General features: G+C 73.0%; 22 protein-coding genes and 1 riboswitch. Of the genes, 13 read left to right on the top strand and 9 right to left on the bottom strand.

Annotated features, from left to right (window positions below):
* Positions 1 to 7 precede the first annotated feature (7 nt).
* The gene (locus ACN265_RS10280; protein ID WP_421407081.1) at positions 8 to 676 is read left to right on the top strand and encodes a DUF2306 domain-containing protein; all 669 of its coding nucleotides are present in this window, start codon (positions 8 to 10) and stop codon (positions 674 to 676) included.
* A gap of 30 nt (positions 677 to 706) precedes the next feature.
* On the opposite strand, the gene ACN265_RS10275 is transcribed toward ACN265_RS10280, so the two are convergent.
* Positions 707 to 1,360, bottom strand: a complete 654-nt coding sequence (locus ACN265_RS10275; protein WP_421407080.1) for a class I SAM-dependent methyltransferase — start codon at positions 1,358 to 1,360, stop codon at positions 707 to 709.
* Between the two features lie 134 nt (positions 1,361 to 1,494).
* Between ACN265_RS10275 and ACN265_RS10270 the strand changes: the two genes are divergently transcribed.
* From ACN265_RS10270 to ACN265_RS10260, 3 genes are all read left to right on the top strand, one after another.
* Positions 1,495 to 2,640, top strand: a complete 1,146-nt coding sequence (locus ACN265_RS10270) for a sensor histidine kinase (RefSeq protein ID WP_421407079.1) — start codon at positions 1,495 to 1,497, stop codon at positions 2,638 to 2,640.
* Positions 2,637 to 3,287: a response regulator gene (locus ACN265_RS10265; RefSeq protein WP_421407078.1), complete on the top strand. Its 651-nt coding sequence runs from the start codon at positions 2,637 to 2,639 to the stop codon at positions 3,285 to 3,287. The genes ACN265_RS10270 and ACN265_RS10265 overlap by 4 nt, the downstream gene beginning before the upstream one ends.
* Before the next feature lie 153 nt (positions 3,288 to 3,440).
* Positions 3,441 to 4,136, top strand: a complete 696-nt coding sequence (locus ACN265_RS10260; protein ID WP_421407077.1) for a DedA family protein — start codon at positions 3,441 to 3,443, stop codon at positions 4,134 to 4,136.
* On the opposite strand, the gene ACN265_RS10255 is transcribed toward ACN265_RS10260, so the two are convergent.
* A complete protein-coding gene (locus ACN265_RS10255) occupies positions 4,133 to 4,723 on the bottom strand; it encodes a DinB family protein (RefSeq protein ID WP_421407076.1) in 591 nt (196 codons plus the stop codon). The two genes, ACN265_RS10260 and ACN265_RS10255, sit on opposite strands and share 4 nt — an antisense overlap.
* 127 nt (positions 4,724 to 4,850) lie before the next feature.
* Between ACN265_RS10255 and ACN265_RS10250 the strand changes: the two genes are divergently transcribed.
* From ACN265_RS10250 to ACN265_RS10225, 6 genes are all read left to right on the top strand, one after another.
* Complete coding sequence (locus ACN265_RS10250; protein ID WP_421407075.1) at positions 4,851 to 5,408, top strand: hypothetical protein; 558 nt, start codon at positions 4,851 to 4,853, stop codon at positions 5,406 to 5,408.
* Positions 5,409 to 5,626: 218 nt separating this feature from the next.
* Positions 5,627 to 6,316: a response regulator transcription factor gene (locus ACN265_RS10245; protein WP_421407074.1), complete on the top strand. Its 690-nt coding sequence runs from the start codon at positions 5,627 to 5,629 to the stop codon at positions 6,314 to 6,316.
* Positions 6,313 to 8,103 (top strand): sensor histidine kinase, encoded by a 1,791-nt coding sequence (locus ACN265_RS10240; protein ID WP_421407073.1) that lies wholly within the window; start codon positions 6,313 to 6,315, stop codon positions 8,101 to 8,103. The genes ACN265_RS10245 and ACN265_RS10240 overlap by 4 nt, the downstream gene beginning before the upstream one ends.
* Before the next feature lie 135 nt (positions 8,104 to 8,238).
* Entirely contained in the window at positions 8,239 to 10,587 is a 2,349-nt protein-coding gene (locus tag ACN265_RS10235; RefSeq protein WP_421411447.1) for a PEP/pyruvate-binding domain-containing protein, read from the top strand.
* Positions 10,588 to 10,593: 6 nt separating this feature from the next.
* Positions 10,594 to 11,160, top strand: coding sequence for a TetR/AcrR family transcriptional regulator (locus tag ACN265_RS10230; RefSeq protein ID WP_420117377.1), 567 nt, complete (start codon positions 10,594 to 10,596; stop codon positions 11,158 to 11,160).
* A 118-nt stretch (positions 11,161 to 11,278) separates the two neighbouring features.
* A complete protein-coding gene (locus ACN265_RS10225; protein WP_420117378.1) occupies positions 11,279 to 11,665 on the top strand; it encodes a hypothetical protein in 387 nt (128 codons plus the stop codon).
* Positions 11,666 to 11,807: 142 nt separating this feature from the next.
* On the opposite strand, the gene ACN265_RS10220 is transcribed toward ACN265_RS10225, so the two are convergent.
* The gene (locus ACN265_RS10220; RefSeq protein ID WP_421407071.1) at positions 11,808 to 12,527 is read right to left on the bottom strand and encodes a hypothetical protein; all 720 of its coding nucleotides are present in this window, start codon (positions 12,525 to 12,527) and stop codon (positions 11,808 to 11,810) included.
* 55 nt (positions 12,528 to 12,582) lie between these two features.
* Complete coding sequence (locus ACN265_RS10215; protein WP_421407069.1) at positions 12,583 to 13,485, bottom strand: oxidoreductase; 903 nt, start codon at positions 13,483 to 13,485, stop codon at positions 12,583 to 12,585.
* Between the two features lie 127 nt (positions 13,486 to 13,612).
* Between ACN265_RS10215 and ACN265_RS10210 the strand changes: the two genes are divergently transcribed.
* The 3 genes from ACN265_RS10210 to ACN265_RS10200 all read left to right on the top strand — a co-directional run bounded on the left by ACN265_RS10210 (position 13,613) and on the right by ACN265_RS10200 (position 18,269).
* The gene (locus tag ACN265_RS10210; protein WP_377684912.1) at positions 13,613 to 14,500 is read left to right on the top strand and encodes a helix-turn-helix transcriptional regulator; all 888 of its coding nucleotides are present in this window, start codon (positions 13,613 to 13,615) and stop codon (positions 14,498 to 14,500) included.
* Between the two features lie 27 nt (positions 14,501 to 14,527).
* A riboswitch (cobalamin riboswitch) is annotated at positions 14,528 to 14,741 on the top strand.
* Positions 14,742 to 14,862: 121 nt separating this feature from the next.
* Complete coding sequence (locus ACN265_RS10205) at positions 14,863 to 17,238, top strand: ribonucleoside-diphosphate reductase subunit alpha (protein ID WP_421407067.1); 2,376 nt, start codon at positions 14,863 to 14,865, stop codon at positions 17,236 to 17,238.
* Positions 17,239 to 17,291: 53 nt separating this feature from the next.
* A complete protein-coding gene (locus ACN265_RS10200) occupies positions 17,292 to 18,269 on the top strand; it encodes a ribonucleotide-diphosphate reductase subunit beta (RefSeq protein WP_421411445.1) in 978 nt (325 codons plus the stop codon).
* 64 nt (positions 18,270 to 18,333) lie between these two features.
* On the opposite strand, the gene ACN265_RS10195 is transcribed toward ACN265_RS10200, so the two are convergent.
* The 5 genes from ACN265_RS10195 to aceA all read right to left on the bottom strand — a co-directional run bounded on the left by ACN265_RS10195 (position 18,334) and on the right by aceA (position 26,237).
* On the bottom strand, positions 18,334 to 19,668 hold the full coding sequence (locus ACN265_RS10195; RefSeq protein WP_421407066.1) for a PIG-L family deacetylase: 1,335 nt from the start codon (positions 19,666 to 19,668) through the stop codon (positions 18,334 to 18,336).
* Between the two features lie 94 nt (positions 19,669 to 19,762).
* Positions 19,763 to 21,394, bottom strand: a complete 1,632-nt coding sequence (locus ACN265_RS10190) for an ABC-F family ATP-binding cassette domain-containing protein (protein WP_421407065.1) — start codon at positions 21,392 to 21,394, stop codon at positions 19,763 to 19,765.
* 274 nt (positions 21,395 to 21,668) lie between these two features.
* Positions 21,669 to 23,210 (bottom strand): glycoside hydrolase family 43 protein, encoded by a 1,542-nt coding sequence (locus ACN265_RS10185; RefSeq protein ID WP_421407063.1) that lies wholly within the window; start codon positions 23,208 to 23,210, stop codon positions 21,669 to 21,671.
* 151 nt (positions 23,211 to 23,361) lie between these two features.
* Entirely contained in the window at positions 23,362 to 24,969 is a 1,608-nt protein-coding gene (gene aceB, locus ACN265_RS10180) for a malate synthase A (RefSeq protein WP_421407062.1), read from the bottom strand.
* Positions 24,966 to 26,237, bottom strand: coding sequence for an isocitrate lyase (gene aceA / locus ACN265_RS10175; RefSeq protein WP_421407061.1), 1,272 nt, complete (start codon positions 26,235 to 26,237; stop codon positions 24,966 to 24,968). The genes aceB and aceA overlap by 4 nt, the downstream gene beginning before the upstream one ends.
* Positions 26,238 to 26,381: the final 144 nt, after the last annotated feature.

The raw sequence follows: 26,381 nt of genomic DNA, 5'->3' as shown, positions 1-26,381 counted from the left end.
TCGGGTCATGACGACGCGACGACGGGACTGGCCCCTCCTCACCGGGCTCATCGCGCTCAGCGCGCTGCCCACCCTCGGCAGCGCGCTGCGGGTGGCCGCCCTCGCCGGTGGGGCCGAGGTGACCCCCGCCAACGAACGCTTCTTCGCCGCGCCGGTCCCGGTGCTGCTGCACATCGCCGCCGCCGTCACGTTCAGCCTGCTGGGGGCGTTCCAGTTCGCGCCGGGGTTCCGGCGGCGTCACCGGGCCTGGCACCGCCGGGCGGGCCGGGTACTGGTCGGCTGTGGGCTGGTGGTGGCCGCGTCCGGATGGTGGATGAACGCCACCTATCCGCTGCCACCGGGCGACGGCCCGCTGCTCATGGTGCTGCGCTACCTGTTCGCCGCCGGCATGTTCGTCGCCGTCGCCGCCGGGTTCGTGGCCGTCCGACGGCGACGGCTGTCCCAGCACCGGGCCTGGATGATGCGGGGCTATGCGATCGCCCAGGGCGCGGGCACCCAGGGCGTGCTGCTGTCGACCTGGGCGCTGGCGGTGGGACCGACGACCGAGCTGTCCCGGGCGTTGCTGATGGGGGCGGCCTGGACGCTCAACCTGCTCGTCGCCGAGTGGCTGATCCGCAGGCGGCGGCCCAACCCGGTCGCGGCGACCCGCCCGGCGACGCTCGCCGCCACCGGCTGAGCTGCCGGCGGGCGGGGTGAAGGTGCCGGGTCAGGCCGCCCCGGGTCGGCGCAGGTGCCAGACGCGTGCCGGGGGCAGGTTGAGCCAGACGGTGCGCTGCCCGGTGGCATAGGCGCGCTGGTAGGAGCGCATGACGCTGTCGACGGCGGCGTGCCGGCGGGCCTCGGCGGAGCCGGCGAAGGCCCGCCGCGCCGGGCGGGTGCCCCGATAGGCGAAGTACGCCAGTGCGCCGCCCGGCCGCAGCAGCCCGACGAACCGCGCCATGATTCCCGCCACCTGCACGGGATCGAAATTGGTCATCGGCAGGCCGGAAACGATGACGTCGTACGCCCGGGAGGTTCGGTACTCCTCGATTTCCGTACGGTGGATCTCGACGGCAACCGTGGCGGTGCGGGTGGTGTCACGCAACCGGGCGACGAATGTCGGACTGACTTCGACGATGTCGAGACGACTGGTCGGGGGAAGCACGTCGAGGATGGTCCGGGTGACCGCTCCGCTGCCGGCACCGACCTCGAGAACTGTCAGCGGGCCGCCGGACCGGACACGTATCGGGTGAACCAGTTCCCTGGCCAGAGCTCTGCTGCTGGGTGCCACGGCGCCGACGGCCCGGGGATGGCGAAAGGCCTCGGCACAGAAGGAAAAGGGGCTCCGTGTTCCGGTGGCCGCTGCATTGTCGCGGTTCATGGATGACGACGTTATGAGCGTGCCACCCTGCCGTGATCCGTCGAATTCCGCTCGACTCCCCCTACTTTCGTGGGGGGTGGAACGTGGCCGGAAGTCGGGAGTCCCGGCCTGTCCGGCTCCCTAGGATCATGGGCGTGGTCGCATTTCCGGCAGGAGCACGGATCGGACGTTTCGTCCTGGTGGCGTGGTTCACGGCCCTGACGGTGAACAACGCGGTCCTCACCACCACGGGACGGGAACGGGTCGCCGCGTGCGTGTTCCTCCCGGTCTGCGCCGTCGCCCTCCTGGTGCGCCGGCTGCCCTGGTTCGTCGCCCCGGCCCTGCTGTTCACGACGGCGGCGCTGCTGGGCGTGACGACCCCGCTCCTGCTGGTCTGCGTGACGGTCTACGACCTGGCCGTGGACCGCCGCGCCCGGGTGGCGGTCGCCGGTTTCGCCGGTGTGCTGACCGTCAACGCCGCCGTCGAGCTGGTCGCCACCTCGCGCTGGCTGGCGTACGACTACGTCCCGGCGGTGATCCTCGCCCTGTTGGCGCTGGTCATCGGGCTGTGGCGGGGCAGCCGGCGGCGTACCCTGCAACTGCTCGCCGACCAGGTCGAGCACCTGCGGATCGAGGCGACGCTACGGGAGGAGGCCGCCCGCAGCCAGGAGCGTTCCCGGATCGCCGCGGAGATGCACGACGTGCTGGCCCACCGGCTGAGCCTGATCGCCCTGCACACGGGGGTGCTCGTGGCCCGGGGCGACGAGCTTCCCGAACGGGTAACCGACCGGTTGCGGCTCCTGCGGGCCACCTCCACCGCCGCGATGGCCGACCTCCGCGACGTGCTCGGGGCGCTGCAGGTGCCGGCCACCGCCGGGGTGACGGCACCCGTGCCGGGCCGGGTACGGCACCTCGTCGACGAGGCGCGGTCGGTGGGACAGTCCGTCGACCTGGTGATCGAGGGCAGCGCGGACGAGGTGCCCACCACGCACCGGCTCGGCGTGTACCGGGTGGTGCAGGAAGCGCTGACCAACGTGCGGAAGCACGCGGCGGGCGCGGCCACCACGGTGCGCATCGACTACCGGCCGCCGGTCACCACGGTCGAGGTCACCAGCACCGGTGGCACGGCGGCCCCGGACCGGGTCCGCTCCGGCTACGGGCTCGTCGGTCTCCGCGAACGGATCACCGCCCTCGGCGGCCGGTTGCAGTCCGGGCCCACCGGCGTCGGCGCCTGGCGGGTCCACGCCACCGTCCCGCACCCGGTCGTGCCGCACACCCCGTCGGACGGGGGGACGGCGTGATCCGCGTCATGATCGTCGACGACGACGCCCTGGTCCGGCTCGGCCTGTCGGACCTGCTGGAGGGCGACCCGGAGATCACCGTGGTGGCCCAGGCCGCCGACGGCGTCGAGGCCGTCGAGAAGGCGGCGACCGGGCAGGTCGACATCGCACTGATGGACGTCCGGATGCCCCGCCTGGACGGCATAGCCGCGGTCGCCGAACTGCGCAGACTGCCGCGCCCGCCCCGGATCATCACGCTGACCACGTTCGACCTCGACGACTACGTGTACCGGGCGCTCGCCGCAGGCGCGGACGGATTCCTGCTCAAGGACACTGATCCGGCCGAGATCCTGCGCGCCGTGCACCTGGTGGCGGCCGGCTCGGCCATGCTGCATCCCGCTGCCGCCCGCCGCCTGATCGACCGCTACCACGCCACGACCACGCCGCAGTCCGCCGCCGCGCAGTCGCGCATCAAGCGGCTCACCCCGCGGGAACGCGACGTCCTCGTCCTGCTCGCCAGGGGTGACACCAACGCCGACATCGCCGAACGCCTCGCCATGCGGGAGAGCACGGTCAAGGCGCACGTCAGCCGCATCCTGGCCGCCCTCGACGTCACCAACCGGGTGCAGGCCGCGCTGCTGGCCCGCGACGCCGGTCTGGGCAGGTGAGAATCGGCCGACCCCTACTTTCGTCGGGGATCACCGACGCAGAACGGCAGGTTCCCCCGGCGACGCCGATGGCTAGCGTCGAACCATGACCGCAACCGCCACCCGGGACGACGCCGCGACAGCGGCCCCGCACACCGTCCGGACCGGCCCGCGATGACGGACACGCTTGCCGACGTGCTCGGCGGGGTACCCGCACCGGCCGCCTACGCGCTCCTGGCCGCCGCCCTGCTGATCGAGTCGAATCTCCTGTTCGGGGTCTTCGTCCCCACCCTCACGGTGATGGTCACCGCCGGCGCGCTGGCCGGGGCCGGGCACCTCGACCTGCCGGTGGTCGTCGCCGTCGCCGCCGGCTCCGTGGTGACGGCCGACCTGATCGGCTACGGCGTTGGCCGCCGGTTGGGGGGTCGGCTCCGCACCAGCCGGATCGGCCGGACGATCTCCCCGGCCGCCTGGACCCGCTCGGAGTCGGTCATGCACCGGCACGGTGGCCGGGCGGTCGCGGTGGCACGGTTCGTCCCCCTGCTGCGGACCCTGGTGCCGCACCTGGCCGGAGCGACCGGGGTGCCGTACCGGCGGATCGCCCCGTACAGCGTCGGCGCCGCCGTCACCTGGGCCTGCGTGGAGGCCGGCGGCGGCTACCTGGCCGCCCACTCGATCCACCGGATGTCCACACCGGTCACGGTGACCGCCCTGGCCGTCGTCGGCGTCGGCGCGCTGGTCGTGGCCGCCCGTCGGCGGCGAGGCGTCGGCGACCCGGCCGTGGCCCCCCGCAGGCGGCGGGACGTTCACCCGCCCGACCAGGGCACCCAGGCGTCGGTCACCCCGGCGGGGTCGCCGCCGCAGGTCTAGGCGAACCGGTCGGCGAGCGCGGTCAGCTTGGCGACGTACGCCGGCCACTCCCGGTCGTCGATGACCTGCGGGTTCTCCCGCCGCCAGCCGACAGTCGCGTCGTGCTGCTCGCGGAGGATGTCGGCGTGGCCGGCGTGCCGGGCGAGATCGCAGGTCACGTGGATGATGATCTGGTGCAGGGTCACGTCCTGGTGCCCCGGCCGCCACCACGGCACCCGCCCCGGCGCGTCGAGCGGCAACTCGGCGATCGTCTGGTCGGCGAACTCGGCCACCCGGCGGTACAGGTCGATCAGGCCGTCCTTCGTCTCGTCCGCCCGCGCGTACCAGTCCGCCTGCGGGTCCTCGTCGTACGCCGCCAGGGGGAGCAGTTCGTCGGGCGACGGGAACTGCCGGCCGAAGGTGGGGCCGAAGTAGCCGGCCTCCACGTTCAGGCAGTGCTTGAGCAGGCCCAGCAGGTTGTTGCCGGTGGCGGTGCGGGGCAGCCGGGCCTCGCGTTCGTCGAGCCCTTCCAGCTTCCACACCAGGTCGTCGCGGGTGGCCTGGAGGTAGTGCCGCAGTGCCGCCTTCGGATCGTCCCGTTCCGTCATGCCCGGCAGTCTCCCCCACCGGTACGACATCCGTGGGGCGGGCCCGTCGCGGCAAACAGCTTCCTGACAGTCGACGGTGATGCTGGGCCCCGGCGGGATCGCCGCAGAGCTGACCGGAGGCGTGAGGATGAGGAAGCAACTGATGGCTGCGCTGTGCAGCGGCGTACTGCTGGTCGGCGGGTGCTCGACCGCCGAGGAGGCCCCACCCGCCGCAAGCAGCACCGGCGGGGCGGAGGTGGCCACCCTCCAGACCGGCGCGCCCACCCCCGCCGCGTCGGCGACGACGCCGAAGGACGAGCGGCCACGGGAACGCCTCGACGACACCCCGGAGGACCAGAAGGAACGCCTCAAGCCGTACATGAAGTGCCTGACCGAGCACGGCGTCGACGTCACCAAGCGGCGCAGCGACGGCACCGGCGCGGACGCGACCAGCAAGGCGGGCAAGGCGTGTGAGCACCTGATGCCGCTACCGCCGTGGGAGTTCGACCCGGCCAACCCGGAGGCCAAGGACTTCGCCCGGGACGTCGTGAAGTGCCTCAAGAACAAGGGCGTCCGGTACGTCGAGGTGGGCGCCGACGGCACGGGCTGGGCCTTCGGCGGCAAGAACAACGACGCCGAGTCGATCTCCAAGGGGTTGAAGTACTCCCCGGCGTGTGAACGCGAGGTCGCCGCGAAGCGCAAGTAGCCGCGCCGGCCGGCGGCGTCGCCCATCCCGGGCGACGCCGCCGACGGTCGTGGCACCGGTTTGTCAGGAACCGGTCAGGACCGGACATGACCTTTTTCTCACGAACGTCGGACCTCCCCGTCACCCGCCCGCCGAGCTGCGCACCGACCGGGAGGTGCCCGGTGTCACCGCCTTCCGCCCGATCCACGACCCCTCTGACCTGCTCTATATTCCCCAGCATGTGCGCACACGTGATGCTCGCGGAGGACGATCCGCGGCAGGCCGAGGCGTTGCGCCGCTACCTCACCGCGGCGGGCCACCGGGCGACGGTCGTGGCCGACGGCGAGACGGCGCTGCGTCAGGCCCGGGAGCAGACGTTCGACCTTCTCCTGCTCGACGTGATGCTGCCGAAACTGGACGGCATGCAGGTCTGCCGGATACTGCGGCAGGAGTCGGACGTGCCGGTGCTGATGCTGACCGCGCGGTCCGCCGAGGACGACCTGCTGCGCGGGCTGGACCTGGGCGCCGACGACTACATGACCAAGCCGTACAGCCCGCGTGAGCTGGTGGCCCGGGTGCGCACCCTGCTGCGGCGGGTGCGTACGACGCCCCAGGAGTCACCGGTGCACCGGCTCGGACGGCTCACCGTCGACGAGTCCCGACGCCTGGTCACCGCCGGGGACACCACCGTCGACTGCACCGCCGGCGAGTTCGCCATCCTCGCCGCGATGATCCGGCAGCCCGGCCGGGTGTTCAGCCGGGTGCAACTGCTCGAACACACCCGGGGCGTCGACCGGGAGTCGACCGGACGCACCATCGACGTCCACGTGATGAACCTGCGCCGCAAGATCGAGGCGAACCCGCGGCGGCCACAGCAGCTGCTGACCGTCTACGGCGTCGGCTACAAGCTCAGCGCCGGCGCGCCGTGACCCGGCAGCCGCGGGTCCCCCTGCACCGCAGCCTGGTGGTGCGGCTGCTGGCCACCTCGCTGCTGGTCGCGGTCTGCGCGATCCTGGCGACGACCTGGCTGGCCGTGCAGTCGACCACCCGGGCGATCCAACAGGAGCAGGGGCGTTCGCTCGCCGACGACAAGAGCATCTACGACACGCTGCTGGACCACGCGGCGACCCACCGGGACTGGACCGGGGTCGACGTGGTCCTCGCCGAGCGGGCCGACCGGCTCGAACGGCGGATCACCCTGATGACGCCGGACCGGCAGGTGATCGCCGACTCCGCGCCGGACGGCCCGTCGTTGCAGACCGCCCGGCCGTCGGCGACCGTCGACCCGTTGCAGGTCGACCTGGGGCTGACCGGCGGGACCGAACGGGTCGATCCGCGCGCGGTCGGGCCGTACCGGCTGACCAAGCGGGAGAGCAACAACATCCGGGAGCTGGCCGAGCGGCAGCTCGGCTGCGTACGCGCCGAGTCCAGGGCGGACGCGCGGGTCGTGGTGGATCCGGCCGGCCGCGCCTCGGTGCAGGTGAGCGACCCGAAGGACCGGGGCATCGTCGGGTTCTGCCTGCCCGACGAGCTGACCCGCCCGATGCCGAGCGAGGCCGCCGGGATCGCCCAGTTGGAGACCCTGACCAAGACCTGCCTCAGGGAGCTGGGGGCACCGACCCGGGTCGACATCCGCGCCGACCGGACCGCGGCACCGAGCCGCGACACCCGCTTCGACCAGCAGGTCGCCGGCTGCCTGCAGCAGGCCCGGACGACCCAGCTCCGGGCGTACGTGGCGCCACCGGCATTGCTGTTCGTCACCGACGAGGCGCAGGGCGGCTCCGAGCCGGTGTTCAACCTGTCCCGGGCGAACGTGGTCCGCATCGCCCAGGTGACCGGGGCGGTGCTGGTGGCCACCGTGCTGATCACCGTGCTGGTCGGGCGGCGGCTGGTCCGGCCGTTGCGGGCGCTCACCGAAGCGACCCGGCAGCCGATGGACGAACCGGCCCGGGTGCCGGTGACCACCCGTGACGAGATCGGCATGCTCGCCACCGCGCTCAACGATCTCGCCGCCCGGCGCGAGCAGACCGAGGCGCTGCGCCGGAGCATGGTCAGCGACGTGGCGCACGAGTTGCGGACGCCGTTGACCAACATGCGCAGTTGGTTGGAGGCCGCGCAGGACGGTCTGGCGCAGCTCGACACGCAGCTGCTCACCCTGCTGCTCGACGAGGCGCTGCTGCTGCAGCACATCATCGACGACCTGCGTGACCTGGCCGCCGCCGACGCCGGTGACCTGCGAATCCACCGCGAACCGTACTTCGTGGCCGATCTGCTGGAGCAGGTCGTCGAGGCGCACCGGGGCGCGGCCGAGGCGGCCGGGGTCCGGCTGGGCACCTCGGTGGGCGCCGACCTGGAGATGGCCGTTGACGGCGCCCGGCTGCGCCAGATCGTCGGCAACATCGTCGCCAACGCGGTGCGGCACACCCCGGCGGGCGGGTCGGTCGTCGTGCGCCTGGAGGTACGCGACGACCAGCTCGCCATCGCCGTGTCCGACACCGGCACCGGCATCGCCCCCGCCGACCAGGCGAAGATCTTCGACCGGTTCTGGCGGGCCGACGACTCCCGCACCCGCAGCACCGGCGGCAGCGGGCTCGGGCTGTCGATCGCCCGTAAGCTCGCCGAGGCGCACGGCGGCACGATCGGCGTCGAGAGCGTCCCCGGTCAGGGCAGCACCTTCACCGTCCGGCTGCCGATCGTCGTCCCGGCGCGGGGCTGAACCCCGCCGCCGGTCCGTCCCTTCCGGCTACCGCCGTCGTCCTGGTGCTGCCGACTTTTTACATTGCAGTTGCACTGCAACTCGCGTACCTTCCTTGCAATGCAGTCGTATTGCGAAAGCGGGACGCGGGTGTCGGTGATCCCCTTGGCGGAGGCACATGCCGGGTTGGTTGCGCTGGTCGGCGGCAAGGCGGCCGGGCTCGGCGAGCTGATCCGCGCGGGCGAGCGGGTGCCCGAGGGTTTCTGTGTGACCACCGAGGCGCACCGGACCGGGGTGGTCCCGCACGACGAGGTCCGGGTGGCGTACGCGCGCCTGGGCGGCGGGCCGGTGGCGGTGCGGTCGAGCGCGACCGACGAGGATCTGCCGGACGCCAGCTTCGCGGGTCAGCACGACACGGTGCTGGACGTCGAGGGCGAGGCAGACCTGCTGGCGGCGATCGGCACGTGCTGGGAATCGCTGCACGGCAGCCGGGCGGCGGCCTACCGCCAGGCGCGCGGGACCGACCCCGCCGACGTGCACATGGCGGTGGTGGTGCAGCGGATGGTCGCCCCGGTCCGGGCCGGCGTGCTCTACACGGCCAACCCGGTCACCGGCAACCGCACCGAGATGCTCGTCGAGGTCGGGCCGGGCACGACGGTCGTCGACGGCCGCACCGAGGTGACGCGCTTCGTGCTGGCCGATCCGGCCGGCAGCGCCGACCCCGGGTGGCAGGGCGAACTGTGGGCCGCTGGCCGGCGGGTGCAGGCACACTTCGGCACGCCGCAGGACGTCGAGTGGGCGACCGACCACGACGGGACCCTGTGGTTGCTCCAGTCGCGGCCGGTCAGCACGCTGTTCCCGGCGCCGCCGCAGACCGACGACCTGCGGGTGTACGTCGAGTTCGGCAACGTGCAGGGGATGCTGCGACCGGTCACCCCGATGGGCATGGCCACGCTCCGCGCGGTGATCGCCACCATGGTCGCCTCGCTCGGGATGCGGGTGGAGATAATCGACATCGGCGGGCGGCTCTACGGCGACCTAACCGGCCTGGTCCGCCGGCCCGCCAGCCGCCGACGGCTAGTCCGGTTGATGGCCGTCGACTTCGGGCCACGCGCCCAGGCGGTGATGGAGCACGTCCTGCGGGACCCCCGGTTCGCACCGTCCGGCGGCAGGTCCCCCCGACCGGCGGACGCGTCGCTGTCAACGGCACTGCGAGCCCTGCGGGGCATCCTGCGGGCGCTGGCGCGACCGGACGCGGCACGGCATCGGCTGGTCGCGGCCGTCGACCGGCTACGGGACGAGGCGGCGGCGCCCACGCACCTGCGGACGGCCCACGAGCGGCTGCTGTTCGTCCGCGACCACGGCGACGGCGGTGCCGCCGACGACATCACCTGGCCGATCGTCGCGGGGATACTCGCCTCGGCACTGCCCGCCCACCTGCTCAAGGGCGTCGCCACCGAGGACGAGATACACGCCGTGCTGCGCGGAGTCCCGCACAACGTGACCATCGAGATGGACCTCGCGCTGTGGGCACTGGCCCGGGACGCCCGCGAGCACCGCGAGCTGCTCCTCGACACGCCACCGGCCGAACTGGCGACCCGGTACCTGCAGGGCGCGCTGCCCGAGATCGGCCTGTCCGGGTTCCTGTCCCGCTACGGCCACCGGGCGGCCGCCGAGGCCGACGTCGGTGTGCCGCGCTGGGCCGAGGACCCCACCCCGGTCTTCGCTGCCATCGCCAACTACCTGCGGCTGACCGACCCCACGCAGGCACCCGACCGGCGGTTCGCCGGGGCCGCCGCAGCCGCCGGGGCCGCGCTCGACGAGCTGGCCGCCCGGGTCCACCGACGTCGCCCGGTCCGGGGCCGCATCGCGGTCTTCCTGCTACGGCGGGCACGACGGCTGGCGGGACTGCGGGAGGCCGGGAAGTTCGCCGGGCTGTACCGGCTCCAGACCGTACGCGAGCAGTTGCTGCTCATCGGGGCGACGCTGTTCCCGGCGGCGGACGACGTCATGTTCCTCACCCTCGACGAGGTCGGGACGGCCCTCGACGGCGCCGACCTGACCGGGCTGGTCGCGCGACGCCGGGCGACCCACCGGCGCGAGCTGCGCCGCCGGGTGGTGCCGGTGGCGCTGCTGTCCGACGGGACCGACGTGGAGAGCACCATGCCGGCCCCCGCCGGCGGGGCGGGACTGCTGCGGGGAGTGGGAGCGGCGACGGGTAGGGTGACCGGCCCGGCCCGGGTGGTCACCGACCCGGCCACCGCGCACCTCGAACCCGGGGAGATCCTAGTGACCGCCACCACCGACCCGGGCTGGACGCCACTGTTCCTGACCGCCGGGGCGCTGGTCACCGAGACCGGCGCGATCATGGCGCACGGTCCCACGGTGGCCCGTGAGTACGGCATCCCGGCCGTGATCAGCGTGCCGGGCGCCACCTCACGGATCGTGACCGGTCAGGTGATCACCGTGGACGGCGCGGCCGGCACCGTGACGACGGCACGGTAGGCCCCGATGCCCAGGAAGGTCGATCCCCGTCAACGCCGCACGCTGATCGCGGACGCGCTCATGCGGGTCGCCGCCGACCGGGGTCTGGAGGCGGTGAGCCTGCGGCACGTGGCTGCCGAGGCGGGGGTGTCCGCCGGCATGGTGCAGCACTACTTCACCACCAAGGACGAGATGATGGCCTTCGCGCTGTCCGTCGTCCGTGACCGGGGTCGGGCTCGGGTCGAGGCGGCGGTCGCGGCGCTCGGGCCGGACCCGCAGCCCCGGCTGCTGCTGCGCACCCTGCTTGCGGCGTTGCTGCCGTTGGACGAGGCAGCGCGCGACGACGGACGGGTGGCGTTGGCGTTCCTGTCCTGGACCGCCCTGCACCCGGCGGCGGCCCCCGGCCTGCGGCCGGACACCGCGCAACTGGTGGAGTTCATCGCCGGGCTGCTGCCGCGTCCACCGGCGTCGGACGCCGCGGCGGGGCTGCTGGCGCTGGTGGAGGGGCTGGGGGTGTACCTGCTCGGCGGGCAGTACACCCCGGCGCAGGCGACCGCCGCCCTCGACCACCAGTTGGACCTGCTCTTCGCCTGACCGGAGGCCGCCTCGCCGGGTCGGCGGTGCCCCGGCGCGGACCGTTCGCCGTGCGGACGCGACCGACCCGTGGAATCCTCTGTGGACAGTGATTGTCGCCTATCGGCAGGAGCATTCCATGCGATCTCGGCTACTTTCCATCGCCTCAGCGCTGACGCTCGCGGTGAGCGGCTCGGTGCTGGCCCTGATGCCCGCCAGCCCGGCCAGCGCGCACTGCGACGGTCACGGGCAGCACCCGGACCTCTACAGCGGGGGCGGAATCTCCTGGGGCGACGGGACCTACATCCACGCCTACCCGCACCGGGACTGCCAGTCCAGGGGCCAGGGCTACCCCAGCCAGAACATCGACGTCCACTGCGCCACGCTGACCGGCGACCTGTGGTTCTTCGTCCGCAACACCTCCACCGGGATCAACGGGTGGGCCCGCCGGGACGCGCTGCGCTTCTCGCAGACCGTCACCATCGCCGACTGCTCCAACGGGCTCGCCCCGCACCGCGTCGCCTGACCGGGGCTGCCGGCCCGGCCCGGCACGGCGTGCCCCTCGACGTTTCGAGCGGTGCGCAGGTGTGACGGGATCCGGCAGCCCGGGGTGGACGGCAATCGCGTCCACCTCGGGCGGGCCGGCCCCGCAGGTGGACCCGACGGCGTCAGGTCAACAGTGCCGGGCGCAGCTCACCACCCACGTTGATCGTGCCGACGACCCGGTCGCCGGTGAGGTCGAAGACGTCGACCGCCCGGTTGGTACGCATGAGTTCCCGCACCGACGGCGGCAGCGACGGGGGCTCCTTCATCGCCGCCCGGACGTCGCGGGTGGTGGAGATCAGCCGACCGACCAGCGACGCCCCGTCGTGGTCCACCCGCACCCGGCCGTACTCCCAGCCGCAGGTGGTCAGGTCGAGCACCTCGAACAGGCGGGCGAGCAGCGGATGGGGGTCGGTCGCCCGGACGAACTGCGCCGCCCGGGTGCCGACGACCGCGGTGGCGGCGGCGACGTGCACGTAGGGGTGCAGGCCGCCCGGCAGCGCGAACAGCGGCCAGTGCAGCCGTCCACCGGCCTCACGCCACAACGGTCGGTAGTTGCGCCGGTCCACCGGGAACCGGTGCCCGGTACGCCGGTACAGCTCCATCGTCTGGGCCAGCAGGTCCGCGTGGGCCGCGTCGGCGAACTCACCGACGATGCCGGCCGCCACCGCCAGGCCGTCGCCGTCGTCGAGCAGCCCGACCATCGCCGCCACCTGCTCGGCAGGTCGGACGGCCAGGTGGGCGCCGAAGCGCTGCCGTACCTCGGCCGACAGCGCCGCCTGCCGGACCGGATCCTCCTGGACCTGCCGGCCCCCGCCGCCCAGCACCCGCCCGAGCCATCCCATGTCGCCTCGTCTCCGCCGCCCTCACCGACCGCAGCCATGCTAGTGCGGCCCGCCGTCAGAGACAGCGCACGCCGGTCAGTTCCTCGGCGGCCGTCCACAGCCGCCGGCCGACGGCGGGATCGGTGGCCTCCCGGCTGGCCCGCACCTCGGTGACCGGCCCCCGGGTCTGGAAGAACCGGGCCGGGCCGAAGAACTGGCCGCCGTGGACCTGCGGGTCGGTGGCGGCCCGCAGTTGGGGCAGCGCGCCCTGCTCGACCGGTTGGGTGGCCAGCAGGCCGAGCCGGGCGATCATCCGGCCGCGCCGACCCTGGTGGGACCAGGCCCGGGGAGTCAGGTTGGTGCGGGTGACACCGGGATGGGCCAGCACGCTGAGCACCGGCGATCCGGTGGCACGCAGCCGGCGGTCCAGTTCGATGCCGAAGACGGTGGTGGCGAGCTTGGACCTGCCGTACGCGGTGGAGCCCCGGTAGACGCGCTCGCCCATCAGGTCGGCGAAGTCCAGGTGTGCGTTGCGGTGGGTGATCGAGCTGAGGCTGACCACCCGGGCCGCCCGCGCCGCGGCCAGGTTGCCCAGCAGCAGACCGGTCAGCGCGAAGTGGCCCAGCAGGTTGGTGGCGAGGTGCAGCTCGTGGCCGTCCACGCTGGTGCGGCGCGGGCCGAGCAGCACCGCGCCGGCGTTGTTGACCAGCAGGTCGAGCACCGGACGGTCGGCGGCCAGGGCCGCCGCGAACTCCCGTACCGAGGCCAGGGAGGCGAGGTCCAGCTCGCGTACCTCGACGTCGCCGCCCATGCTGTGGGCGGCCCGCCGGCCGGCGGCGGTGTCGCGCACGGCGAGCACGACCCGGGCGCCCCGCCGGGCCAGTGCGGTGGCGGTGACCAGGCCGAGGCCGGAGTTCGCGCCGGTCACGACGGCGGTGCGGCCGTGCTGGTCGGGGATGTGGTCGGCGGTCCAGGTCATCTGCTGCTCCCTGACGGTCGGATCGGACCACCGACGCTAGGGCCCGACCGGGCGGGGCCGGTCGCACCCGGTTGCCTAGGTCCCGCAGACCTACCCACGCCGGTCCGGGCCGCGCCACACTGGCGACATGACCCGTCCGTACGCCCGTGAACTCGGTGACTTCCTGCGTGCCCGGCGCGCCCGGTTGCACCCCCGTGACGTCGGCCTGGAGCCGGGCGGGCGACGCCGGGTCACCGGGCTGCGCCGCGAGGAGCTGGCGCTGCTGGCCGGGTTGAGCACCGACTACTACCAGCGGATGGAGCAGGGCCGGGAGGTGCGCCCGTCCGACGACGTGCTGGACGGGCTCGCCGCCGCGCTCGGCCTCGACGACGCGGAACGCCGGCACCTGTTCACCCTGGCCCGCGCCGCCCGCCGGCCGACGCCCGCCCGGGTCGACCACGGTCCGGAGCGGGTGCCGGAGAGCACCAGGCGGCTGCTGCGGGTGCTGGACACCCCGGCGGTGGTGCTCGGCCGGCACCTGGACCTGCTCGCCTGGAACGCGTGGGCGGTGGCGCTGCTCGGCGATCCGGCGGACCACCCGCCGGACCGGCTCAACATGCTGCTGCTGATGTTCGACGAGGCGGCGACCCCGGTGCGGCGCTGCGCGTCCTGGGAGCAGCAGGCCATGGACTACATCGGCATGATGCGCGCCGCCGTGGCCACGGACCCCACCCACCCCCGGGCCACCGCCGTCGTCGGTGAGCTGAGCATCCGCAGCGCCGAGTTCCGGCGGCTGTGGGCCCGGCACGACGTACGCGGGTCGGTCAGCGGCACCAAGACCTTCCAGGTCCCCGAGGTCGGTGACATCGTCCTGGACTGGGACACCTACCCGCTGCCCGGAAACCCCGGCCCGGTCATGCTGGTCTTCACCGCCGAGCCCGGCAGCGCCGACGCCGACGCGCTGCGGCTGCTGGCGTCACTGCGGGCCACCGGGCGGTCGGATGAGAGTTATCCGACACGCCGACGCGACATCTAGTGTTGCCTCTCCCCCATCTACGCCATATATGGTGTGCCACGCAGCTGGTTCGGCCGGGCCCGGTGGTCCGGTCGAGGCAACAGGGAACCCGGTGGAAATCCGGGACTGCCCCGCAGCGGTAAGTGGGAACGACCGCCGTCATCGAGCACTGGACCGCGAGGTCCGGGAAGCGACGGCCAGTAGGCGACCGACCCCGGTCACGCCCACGAGTCCGAAGACCTGCCAGTGCGCCGTGCGCTGCTGCGCGCGGCGGTCGGAGGTCGCGCGGGACGACCGACGCCAGCACCCGGGCCGGCCGCCGTGCCGCGCCCGTCGGCGTCCTCCCGCGTCCCGATGGCCATCGGTGACAGCGAGGAGAGGTCATGACGAGCACAGCGCAGAGCCCACCGTCCGACGTCGACGGCGCGGAGCCACGCCGGCCCGCGATGCGGGTCCGCAAGCGCGACGGCGACACCGAGCCGGTGGACGTCAACCGGATCGTCACGGCCGTCGCCCGGTGGACCACCGACCTGGACGAGGTCGACCCGCTGCGGGTGGCCACCAGGACGATCAGCGGCCTCTACGACGGGGCGACCACGGCCGAGCTGGACAAGCTGTCGATCCAGACGGCGGCGGAGCTGATCGGCACGGAACCGCAGTACTCCCGCCTGGCGGCCCGGCTACTGGCCGCCTACGTGGACGAGGAGGTCCGTGGGCAGGCGGTGACCTCGTTCAGCGAGTCCATCCGGTACGCCCACGGCCTCGGCCTGATCGCCGACGACACCGCCGCGTTCGTGGCCCGGCACGCACGCCAGCTCGACGACGCCGTCGACCCGGCCGGTGACCTGCGGTTCGAGTACTTCGGGCTGCGTACGGTGGCCGACCGTTACCTGCTGCGGCACCCGCAGTCGCGGCTGGTGGTGGAGACCCCGCAGTACTGGCTGCTGCGGGTGGCCTGCGGGCTGTCCACCACGCCCGACGAGGCGGTCGGGTTCTACCGGCTGATGTCGTCGCTGGCCTATCTGCCGAGTTCCCCGACGTTGTTCAACTCGGGCACCCGGCACACCCAGATGTCGTCGTGTTTCCTGGTCGACTCGCCGCGCGACGAACTGGACTCCATCTACGAGCGCTACCACCAGGTGGCGAAGCTGTCGAAGTTCTCCGGCGGCATCGGCATCTCCTGGTCTCGGGTGCGCGGCCGGGGGGCGCTGATCCGGGGCACCAACGGCCGGTCGAACGGGATCGTGCCGTTCCTGAAGACCCTCGACGCCGGAGTGGCGGCGGTCAACCAGGGCGGCCGGCGCAAGGGGGCGGCCTGCGTCTACCTGGAACCCTGGCACCCGGACGTCGAGGAGTTCCTGGAGCTGCGGGACAACACCGGTGAGGAGGCCCGGCGCACCCACAACCTCAACCTGGCCAACTGGATCCCCGACGAGTTCATGCGCCGGGTCGAGGCCGACGGCGACTGGTCGCTGATCGACCCGTCGGACGCCCCGGAGCTGCCCGACCTGTACGGCGAGGAGTTCGACGCCGCGTACCGGGTCGCCGAGAAGAAGGCGGTCCGCACGGTGAAGGCCCGGGACCTGTACGGGCGGATGATGCGCACCCTGGCGCAGACCGGCAACGGGTGGATGACGTTCAAGGACCCGGCGAACCGGCTGTCCAACCAGACCGGCGTGCCGGGCAACACGATCCACCTGTCCAACCTGTGCACCGAGATCCTGGAGGTCAACAGCGACACCGAGACGGCGGTGTGCAACCTCGGCTCGGTCAACCTCGGCGCGCACCTCACCGACGACGGCGTCGACTGGGACAGGCTGCGCGAAACGGTCCGGACGGCGGTGGTGTTCCTGGACCGGGTGATCGACATCAACTACTACCCGGCCGAGCAGGCGGCGGCGTCCAACCCGCGCTGGCGGCCGGTCGGGCTGGGGCTGATGGGGCTGCAGGACGCATTGTTCGCGCTGCGGCTGCCGTTCGACTCGCCCGGGGCCCGGGAGTTGTCCACCCGGGTCCAGGAGGAGATCTTCCTGACCGCCCTGGAGACCTCGACCGGCCTGGCCGAACGGTTCGGCGCGCACCCGGCGTACCCGCAGACCCGGGCGGCCCGGGGTGACCTGCACCCGGACCTGTGGGGGGTCGAGCCCACCCAGACCGCGCGGTGGGCGGCGCTGCGCAGCCGGATCGCCGCGCACGGCCTGCGCAACTCGCTGCTGGTGGCGATCGCCCCGACCGCCACGATCGCGTCGATCGCCGGCTGTTACGAGTGCATCGAGCCGCAGGTGTCCAACCTGTTCAAGCGCGAGACCATGTCCGGGGAGTTCCTGCAGATCAACACCTATCTGGTACGCGAGCTGAAGGCGCGCGGCCTGTGGACGGCGGAGATCCGCGACCAGATCAAGCGGGCCGAGGGTTCGGTGCAGGGCATCGTCGACCTGCCCGCCGAGGTGCGGGAGTTGTTCCGGACCGCGTGGGAGCTGCCGCAGCGGGCGCTGATCGACCTGGCCGCCGCGCGGGCGCCGTACGTCGACCAGTCGCAGTCGCTGAACCTGTTCCTCAGCGCGCCGACCATCGGCAAGCTGTCCTCGATGTACCTGTACGCCTGGAAGTCCGGGCTGAAGACCACCTACTACCTGCGGTCGCGTCCGGCGACCCGGATCCAGCAGGCCACCGTCACCGTCGCCCCGGTCGTGGCGGCCGACGCCGAGGCGCTGGCCTGTTCCCTGGAGAACCCCGAGAGCTGCGAGGCGTGCCAGTGACCACCGTCGACGAAACCCGCACCGCCGGGCGGCAGCTGCTGCTCGACCCCGGCATGGACCTCACCCTGCGGCCGATGCGCTACCCGCACTTCTTCGACCGGTTCAAGGACGCCATCCGCAACACCTGGACGGTGGAGGAGGTCGACCTGCACTCCGACCTGGCCGACCTGGAGCGGCTGTCGCCGGCCGAGCGGCACCTGGTGTCCCGGCTGGTGGCGTTCTTCGCCACCGGTGACACGATCGTCGCCAACAACCTGGTGCTCAACCTCTATCAGCACGTCAACTCTCCCGAAGGCCGGCTCTACCTGTCCCGGCAGCTCTTCGAGGAAGCCGTGCACGTGCAGTTCTACCTGAACCTGCTCGACACGTACGTCCCCGACGAGCAGGAACGGTTCGCCGCGTTCGCCGCCATCGAGAACATCCCGTCGATCCGGCGCAAGGCCGAGTTCTGCTTCCGCTGGATCGACTCGGTCTTCGAGCTGCGGGAGCTGCGTACCCGCGCGGACCGGCGGGCGTTCCTGCTGAACCTGATCTGCTTCGCCGCCTGCATCGAGGGGCTGTTCTTCTACGGCGCGTTCGCCTACGTCTACTTCCTGCGGTCCCGGGGCCTGCTCAACGGGTTGGCGTCGGGCACCAACTGGGTGTTCCGCGACGAGTCGATGCACATGGCGTTCGCCTTCGACGTGGTGGAGACCGCCCGGCGGGAGGAGCCGGACCTGTTCGACGCCGACCTGGAACGTCAGGTGACCGAGATGCTCGCCGAGGCCGTCGAGTGCGAGGTGCAGTTCGCCGAGGACCTGCTCGACCAGGGCGTGTCGGGGCTGTCGCTTGTGGACATGCGGGCCTACCTGGAACACGTCGCCGACCGGCGGCTCGCCCAGCTCGGCATCGCGCCGCGCTACGGCGCGCAGAACCCGTTCGCGTTCATGGATCTACAGGACGTGCAGGAGCTGTCGAACTTCTTCGAGCGTCGGGTGTCGGCCTACCAGGTGGGGGTCAGCGGCAGCGTCACCTTCGACGACGACTTCTGACCGGCGCGGCCGGGGCCCGGTCCGGTGGTCACACACCCCCACCGGACCGGGCCTGGCCGTCCGCTCAGGGGCCGGCGTTGCCGAACACCTCGATTTCGGCGAGGCCGACGTTGACGGTGCCGCCGCCGACCCCGGTGACGGTGAGCTTGACGCTGGTCACCGTCTTCGCCGCCGGGAGGATGACCTCCGTCGGGCCGCCGCCGTTGTCCAGGGCGCCGACGGCCGTGGAGGTGCCGTCGCTGAACAGCAGGGTGCCGCCGGTGATCTGGTCGTTGGGGTTGGGTCGGTCGTAGAGGACCACCCGGCGGACGGTGCGCGGGCCCGGCCAGCTCAGGGTGAGCTGGGTGCCGACGCCGCCGTAGACGGTCGCCCACTCCCGGGTCTGGTCGTCGGGCCAGCCGGCGATCACCCCGTCGACGGCCTTGGCCGCCGTCTGCCCGCTGCCGGTGTCCTGGCTGGTCGCGGTGACGGTGGCCGTCCGGGCCAGGTTGGGGCCGAGGACCTTGTACTGCCGCTGGAGGAAGGCCGGGTAGTCGTAGCCGGCGCAGGTGGGCAGGCTGGTGCAGGCCCCGTCGTCGTACTGGCCGTAGGCGAAGAAGGCGGCGGACTTGCCGGCGACGTCGGTCGACCCCAGGTTCGCCGGATAGTTCTTGATCTTGTAGTCGTGGTAGCCGGTGAACGTGGGCGAACCGACGTACGCCTGCTCGGCGGCCTGGGCGAAGTAGGCCGCGCCGTGGTGGTCGCTGTGGTCACCGTCGCCGAACCCACCCGCGTGGTCCTGGGTGTTGACGGCGGTCGGCTGGTAGGCCGCCATCAGCCCGGCCAGGGTGGTGATCAGGCCGGCCCGGCTGTAGCTCGACGCGCCGGTGCCCAGCGACGTGATCGTGGAGATGCCGTTGAGCCAGAGCTTCTGCAGGCTCTGCGAGCCGGTGTTCGGGTGCCCCGTGCCGCCGGGATAGCCGTCCGGCAGCCGGAGGAAGACCAGCGACACGGTGGGCCGGGCGGTCAGCGTGAAGACCGGGATCGGATGCCCGCTGATCCCGGCGTCCGCCTGGGTCCAACTGTCGGCCACCCCGGCCATCTGGGCGTACGCCGCCCGCGCCCCGGTCTCCCGACCGGTCCAGTAGGTGCTGTCCCGGCCGGCGTCGCCCGCCGTGACGAACACCGTGCGGACGCAGCGGTTGGCCTGCACGTCGTGCAGCAGGTCCGGACTGAGGAAGAGCAGGTCGTCGTCCTGGTGGGCGACCACGTTCATGATCGCTCCCGCCGGACAGCCCGGCCCGGCCTGGGCTGCCGGCGGGCCGGCCAGGGTCGCCGCCGCACAGGCGGCCACCATCCCGACGGCAAGCGACCACCGGGCCGGACGACGGCGAAATGTTCGCAGCATGAAGTGACGCACAGTTACCTCCCCGTAGCAGTAGCGTGCGCCCCCTTTCTACCATGCACGAGCGTCTATCTCTGCCCCGTCGCGGTGGGCATCACGGCGGGCCGGATCACTGCGGGGCCCCGGTCTCGGTGAGCCGCCCGTCGGCCAGCCGGAGCCACCGGTCCACGGCGATCCCGGCCAGGAACCGGTCGTCGTGACTGACCACCACGAACGCCCCCCGGTACGCCAGCAGCGCGCTCTCCAACTGGGCCACGCTGACCAGGTCCAGGTTGTTGGTGGGCTCGTCGAGCAGCAGCAGGTGCGGTGCCGGTGAGGCGTTGAGCAGGCAGGCCAGGGTGGCGCGCAGCAGCTCACCGCCGGAGAGCACCCCCGCCGGCAGGTGGACGCGGGCACCCCGGAACAGGAACCGGGCCAGCAGGTTCAGCCGCTCCGCCCCGGTCCGCGCCGGGGCGAACCCGGCGAGGTTCTCCGCGACCGTCCGGGTCGGATCGAGCAGGTCGAGGCGCTGCGACAGGTACGCCACCCGCCCCGACGCCCGCGCGACGGTGCCCGCCTCCGGCTCCTGCCGGCCGCCGACCAGCCGCAGCAGCGTCGACTTGCCCGCACCGTTGGGCCCCGTCAGGGCGATCCGTTCGGGACCCCGGATGGTCAGGTCGACCCCGTCACCGGCGAAGACCGGCCGGCCCGCGTAGCCGGCCCGCATCCCGTGGCCGGCGAAGACGGTGCGACCGGCGGGCACCGTGGTGTCGGGCAGGTCCAGGACGAGCTGGTCGTCGCGGCGGGCCGCCTCGCCGGCCTGGTCCAGCCGGGCCTGGGCGTCGGCGACCCGGGCGGTGTGCACGTCGTCGGCCCGGCCCGCCGACACCTGCGCGTCCCGCTTGAGGTTGCCGGCGACGATCCGGGGCAGCCCCGCGTCGGACAGGTTCCGGGCGGCGGTCGAGGCCCGGCGGGCCGCCCGCTCGCGGGCCTGCTGGAGTTCCCGCCTCTGCCGCTTCACGTCCTGCTCGGCCTGACGCACCTGCCGCTCGGCGACCTCCCGCTCGGCCCGTACCACCTGCTCGTAGTGGGTGAAGTTGCCGCCGTAGAAGCGGATCCCGCCGTGGTCGAGGGCGGCGATGCGGTCCATCTCGTCCAGCAGCGCACGGTCGTGGCTGACCACGAGCAGCGTGCCCGGCCAGGACCGCAGCACGGCGAGCAGTCGTTCCCGCGCCGGCCGGTCGAGGTTGTTGGTGGGCTCGTCGAGCAGCAGCACGTCGGGCCGTTTGAGCAGTTCGGCGGCGAGGCCGAGGGAGACCACCTCGCCGCCGCTGAGGGTGCCGAGCCGGCGGTCCAGCGTCACCCCGGTCAGGCCGAGCCGGTCGAGGGCGACCCGGGTGCGGTCCTCGACGTCCCAGTCGTCGCCGACGGTGGCGAAGTGCTCCTCGGCGGCGTCACCGGCCTCGATGGCGTGCAGCGCGGCGACGACACGGTCGACCCCGAGCACCTCGGCGACGGTCTGCCGCGTCGCGAACGGCAGGTGCTGCGGCAGGTAGCCCAGCACCCCCTCGACGGTGACGCTGCCCGCGGTGGGACGCAGCTCGCCGACGATGAGCCGCAGCAGGGTGGACTTACCGGCGCCGTTCGCCGCGACCAGACCGGTACGGCCGCCGGGAACGGAGAACGACAGGTCCTCGACGACCGGGGTGTCATCCGGCCAGGAGAAGGAAAGGTGGGAGCAGACGACGTGACTGTCGGACATGGTGAACCTCGGAAACAGATGATCCGGGCGCGCGGGCGCTGCCCGGGGTGAACAGGGCAGGACGACAGGGGCGACGCGACGGGGCGGTCATCCGCCGTCGGTCACCGCAGCCGGGTGTTCACCCGGAGATGTCGTCGTCACCTGCCACGATCTGCTCCCTGCCCTGGTCGAACTGTTTAGCTGCCCGGTCGAACCGTGCCCTGCCTGGTCGACCAGACCAGGATAACCCGGTCCGCCCGGCACCGGCGGCCCGGCGCACGCCCGGCGTGGGCGGCTAGCACGGCTCGTAGTCGAACCAGTCGAAGGCGACGTCGCCCCGGGCGGCGTACATGCCGATGACCCGGCCGGTGAAACCGCCGGCGACCTCGGTGGACAGGTACCTGCCGTCGAGTTCGGCCAGCACGTCGAAGGTCCCGTCCGGGTGCTCGACGCCGAGCCGGAGCAGGTCGGGTTCCTTGGCGGGGTGCCAGTCGCCGGGAGCCGGGGCGAGCACCTCGATCCGCAGGTGGACCGGGCCGGCCCCGACCGGCCGGGTGGCCGGCGTCGAGCGCACCGACCCGATCCGGGCGACGACCCGTACCTCGCCGCCGCCCACCTCGATGTCGTAGTGGTGGCGCTCGTCGAGGCGCACCACCAGACCACCGTGCCCGTCACCCGGGTCGACCACGGTCCGGACCCGGCACGACGGGTGCTGCTGGCGGCGGCCGACGACGGTGACGTCCGGGGCGTCCGGGGACGCGCCCCGGGCCCGCAGCGTGAGCCAGCCCAGCCGTTCGGCAAGCGACCAGACCTCCGCCGGCCGGGACCGCACCGAGACCCAGCGCGGGTGCAGCCGGTCGGCGTCGAAGTCGTCGCGGACGGGCGGTGCCGGCACGGGGTGCGCCGCCCACGGCGGGGCGGGCATCACCGGCGCGAGGTCCCCGACCACCGGCCAACCGTCGACCCAGGTCACCGGGGCCAGGAAGGTCTCCCGCCCGAGCACGTGCCAGCCGGGGGTGCCGCCGCCGGGGCGGACCCCGAGCAGCACCAGCCACCACGACCCGTCGGGCCCCTGCACCAGGTCGGCGTGGCCGGTGTTCTGGATCGGCCGGTGCGTGCCCCGGTGGGTGAGGATCGGGTTGGCCGGACCCGGCTCGTACGGGCCGTCGGGCCTCGTCGCGCGGGCGATCGAGACGGCGTGCCCGCGTTCGGTGCCGCCCTCGGCGATCAGCAGGTACCAGTGGTCGCCGATCCGGTACAGGTGCGGCGCCTCCGGGGCCTGCGCGCCCGGGGCCCCGGACCACAGCCGCCGGACCGGGCCGAGGGTGCGTCCGGTTCCCGGGTCGAGGCGTACCTGCGCGATCCCCGCGTACGTGCACCAGCAGGTGCCGTCGGCGTCCCAGGCGAGGTCGGGGTCGATGCCGTCCACCCCGGGCACCCGGACCGGATCCGACCAGGGGCCGGCCGGGTCGGTGGCGGTGCAGATCAGGGTGCCGCCGCCGTCCGCGCAGTTGGTGACGATCAGCCAGAACCGGCCGTCGTGGTGGCGCAGCGTCGGCGCGTACACCCCGGCCGACGACGGCATGTCGACCGGCAGGGTGAGCTGACCGGGCCGGTCGAGCGCGTTGCCGATCTGCTCCCAGTGCACCAGGTCCCGGCTGTGGAACAGCGGCACCCCGGGGAAGTACTCGAAGCTGGAACAGGCCAGGTAGTAGTCGTCGCCGACCCGGCAGACGCTCGGGTCGGGATGGAAGCCGGCCAGCACCGGGTTGGCGAAGGTGCCGTCGGGCCAGCCGGCCGCACCCCCGGTCACCGCGTCGGCCCCGACCGGATTCATCCACCAACCCCCTGGGATCGTGACCGGGATGGATACCCGCCCACGATCCCACGGGGGCGGCACCGCCTGCTGCCCCACCGGCGCCCGGCCCGCCGCCGGGTGCCGGGCCGGGAGGGGCCGTCGGGCCACCTCCCGGCCACGCGGTGCCGGGTCAGCCCACCGGCACGGGACGCCGGGCCGGGCCGAGGTGCCGGGCGTACGCGCCGGTGGTGAAGAACGCGGGCAGGTCCTCGCCGAGGGCGGTCTCCTCGACGATCCGCGCCGCCCAGCCGGCGCGTTCCCGGTCGACGCCGGCGCGCCCGGCGACCAGGGCGGCCAACTCCTCCGCGAGGATCGACCGGACCAGGTCCTCGGTCACGCAGCCGCCGTCGGCCAGCGGGGTGCCGTGGTGCAGCCACTGCCAGACCTGGCAGCGGGCGATCTCGGCGGTGGCCGCGTCCTCCATCAGGTTGCCCAGCGCCACCGCGCCGGTGCCGCCGAGCCACGCGTCGACGTAGCGCACCGCGACGGCGAGGTTGGCCCGCACCCCGGCGGCGGTGACCCGGCCGGGGGTCTTGTCGACGGCGAGTAGGTCGGCGGCGGTGACGGCGACGTCGTCGCGCAGCCGGTCGAGCTGGTGCGGGCGGTCGCCGAGCACCGCGTCGAACTCCCGGCGGCAGGTGTCGACCAGGCCCGGGTGGGCCACCCAGGAGCCGTCGAACCCGTCGCCGGCCTCACGCCGCTTGTCCGCCCGGACCCGGTCGAGGGCCACCTCGTTGACCTGCGGGTCCCGGCTCGGGATGAACGCGGCCATCCCGCCGATCGCGTGCGCCCCACGCCGGTGGCAGGTCGCCACCAGCAGCTCGGTGTACGCCCGCATGAACGGCACCGTCATGGTGACCTCGGACCGGTCGGGCAGGACGAAGTCGTTCCACTGCCCGAAGTTCTTGATCACGCTGAAGATGTAGTCCCACCGGCCGGCGTTCAGTCCCGCCGAGTGTTCCCGCAGCTCGTAGAGGATCTCCTCCATCTCGAAGGCGGCGGTGATCGTCTCGATCAGCGTGGTCGCCCGGATGGTGCCCCGGGGCAGGCCGAGGCGCTGCTGGGCGAAGAGGAAGATGTCGTTCCACAGCCGCGCCTCCCGGTGGCCCTCCAGCTTCGGCAGGTAGAAGTACGGCCCGGCGCCCGCGTCGAGCTGCCGCTGGGCGCAGTGGAACAGGTAGAGCCCGAAGTCGACCAGGCTGGCCGAGATGGGCCGGCCGTCCACCACGATCCCCTTCTCCACCAGGTGCCAGCCGCGCGGCCGGACGACGATCGTGGCGAGCTGCGCGCCGAGGGCGTACCGCTTGCCGCGCGGGTCGGTGAAGTCGATGCGCCGGTCCAGGGCGTCGATCAGGTTGAGCTGACCGGAGATGACGTTGTGCCAGGTCGGCGCGGTGGCGTCCTCGAAGTCGGCGAGCCACACCCGGGCCCCGGAGTTGAGCGCGTTGACTGTCATCTTCCGGTCGGTAGGCCCGGTGATCTCGACCCGCCGGTCGGTGAGGCCCGGTGCGGGCGGGGCCACCCGCCAGTCGGGGTCGGCCCGGATCGCGGCGGTCTCCGGCAGGAAGTCGGGGAACTGGCCGGTGGCGTAGCGGTCCCGGCGGGCCCGGCGGGTGTCCAGCAGGGCCACCCGGCGGGCGGCGAACTCGCTGTCCAGCGCCACCAGGAACTCCAGCGCCCCGGGGGTGAGGACCTCGTCGAACCGGTCGGCCAGCGCTCCGATGATCTCGTACCTCATGCGAACTGCTCCTCTTCGGTGGAGCCGCGCAGGGCGGTGGTCTCGGCGGCCGGGTTGAGCACGGTGCTGATCAGGTCGAAGTAGCCGGTGCCGACCTCGCGCTGGTGCTTGACGGCGGTGTAGCCGGCCGGCTCGGCGGCGAACTCCCGTTCCTGCAACGCCACGTAGGCGGACATGCCGTCGGCGGCGTAACCCCGGGCCAGGTCGAACATCGAGTAGTTGAGGGCGTGGAAGCCGGCCAGGGTGATGAACTGGAACCGGTAGCCGAGGTGGCCGAGTTCGCGCTGGAACTTCGCGATGGTCGAGTCGTCGAGGTGCTTGCGCCAGTTGAACGACGGCGAGCAGTTGTAGGCGAGGAGCTGGTCCGGGTACTCGGCCTTGATCGCCTCGGCGAAGCGGCGGGCGACGTCCAGGTCGGGGGTGGAGGTCTCCATCCACAGCAGGTCGGCGTGCGGGGCGTAGGCCAGGCCCCGGGCGATGCACGGCTCGATGCCGTTGTGCACCCGGTAGAACCCCTCGGCGGTGCGTTCGCCGGTGACGAACGGCCGGTCCCGCTCGTCGACGTCGGTGGTGAGCAGCGTGGCGGCCTGCGCGTCGGTGCGGGCGATCACCACCGACGGCACCCCGGCCACGTCGGCGGCGAGCCGCGCCGCCTCCAGGGTGCGGACGTGCTGGCCGGTCGGGACGAGCACCTTGCCGCCCAGGTGGCCGCACTTCTTCTCGGCGGCGAGCTGGTCCTCCCAGTGCACCCCGGCGGCGCCGGCCCCGATCATGGCGGTCATCAGCTCGTAGGCGTTGAGCGGGCCACCGAAGCCGGCCTCGGCGTCGGCGACGATCGGCGCGAGCCAGTCGACGTCGCCGTCGTCGCCCTCTGCGGTGGTGATCTGGCCGGCGCGCAGCAGCGCGTTGTTGATCCGGCGCACCACGGCGGGCACCGAGTTGGCGGGGTACAGGCTCTGGTCGGGGTAGGTGTGCCCGGCGAGGTTGGCGTCGGCGGCCACCTGCCAGCCGGAGAGGTAGATGGCCTTGAGTCCGGCCCGGACCATCTGCACGGCCTGGTTGCCGGTGAGCGCGCCCAGTGCGTGGATGTAGTCCTCGGTGTGCAGCAGCTCCCACAGCCGCTCCGCCCCACGGCGGGCCAGGGTGTGCTCCTCCTGCACGGTCCCCCGCAGGCGGACCACGTCCTCGGCGCGGTAGCTGCGGCGCACCCCCTGCCAGCGGGGGTCGGTCTCCCACTCGGTACGCAACCGCTCCACGTCGTTCTGCATGATCTCGTCTCCTCGGATGTCGTGACGCCGGCACCGGCCGTCGTGCCGTCCGGCGGTGCGAACGCGTCGCCCGGCCGGCGTGTCACCCACGGTCACACGGTGTCGCAGGCGTGGTCGAGGGACGGAAGAAGCCAAGTTCTGAGA

It is taken from the genome of Micromonospora sp. WMMD730, from assembly GCF_049178955.1.
In the GTDB taxonomy this organism is placed as follows: Bacteria; Actinomycetota; Actinomycetes; order Mycobacteriales; family Micromonosporaceae; genus Micromonospora; species Micromonospora wenchangensis.
Note: the sequence above shows the minus strand (reverse complement) of the source record. Positions and strands in the feature narration are given on the sequence as shown.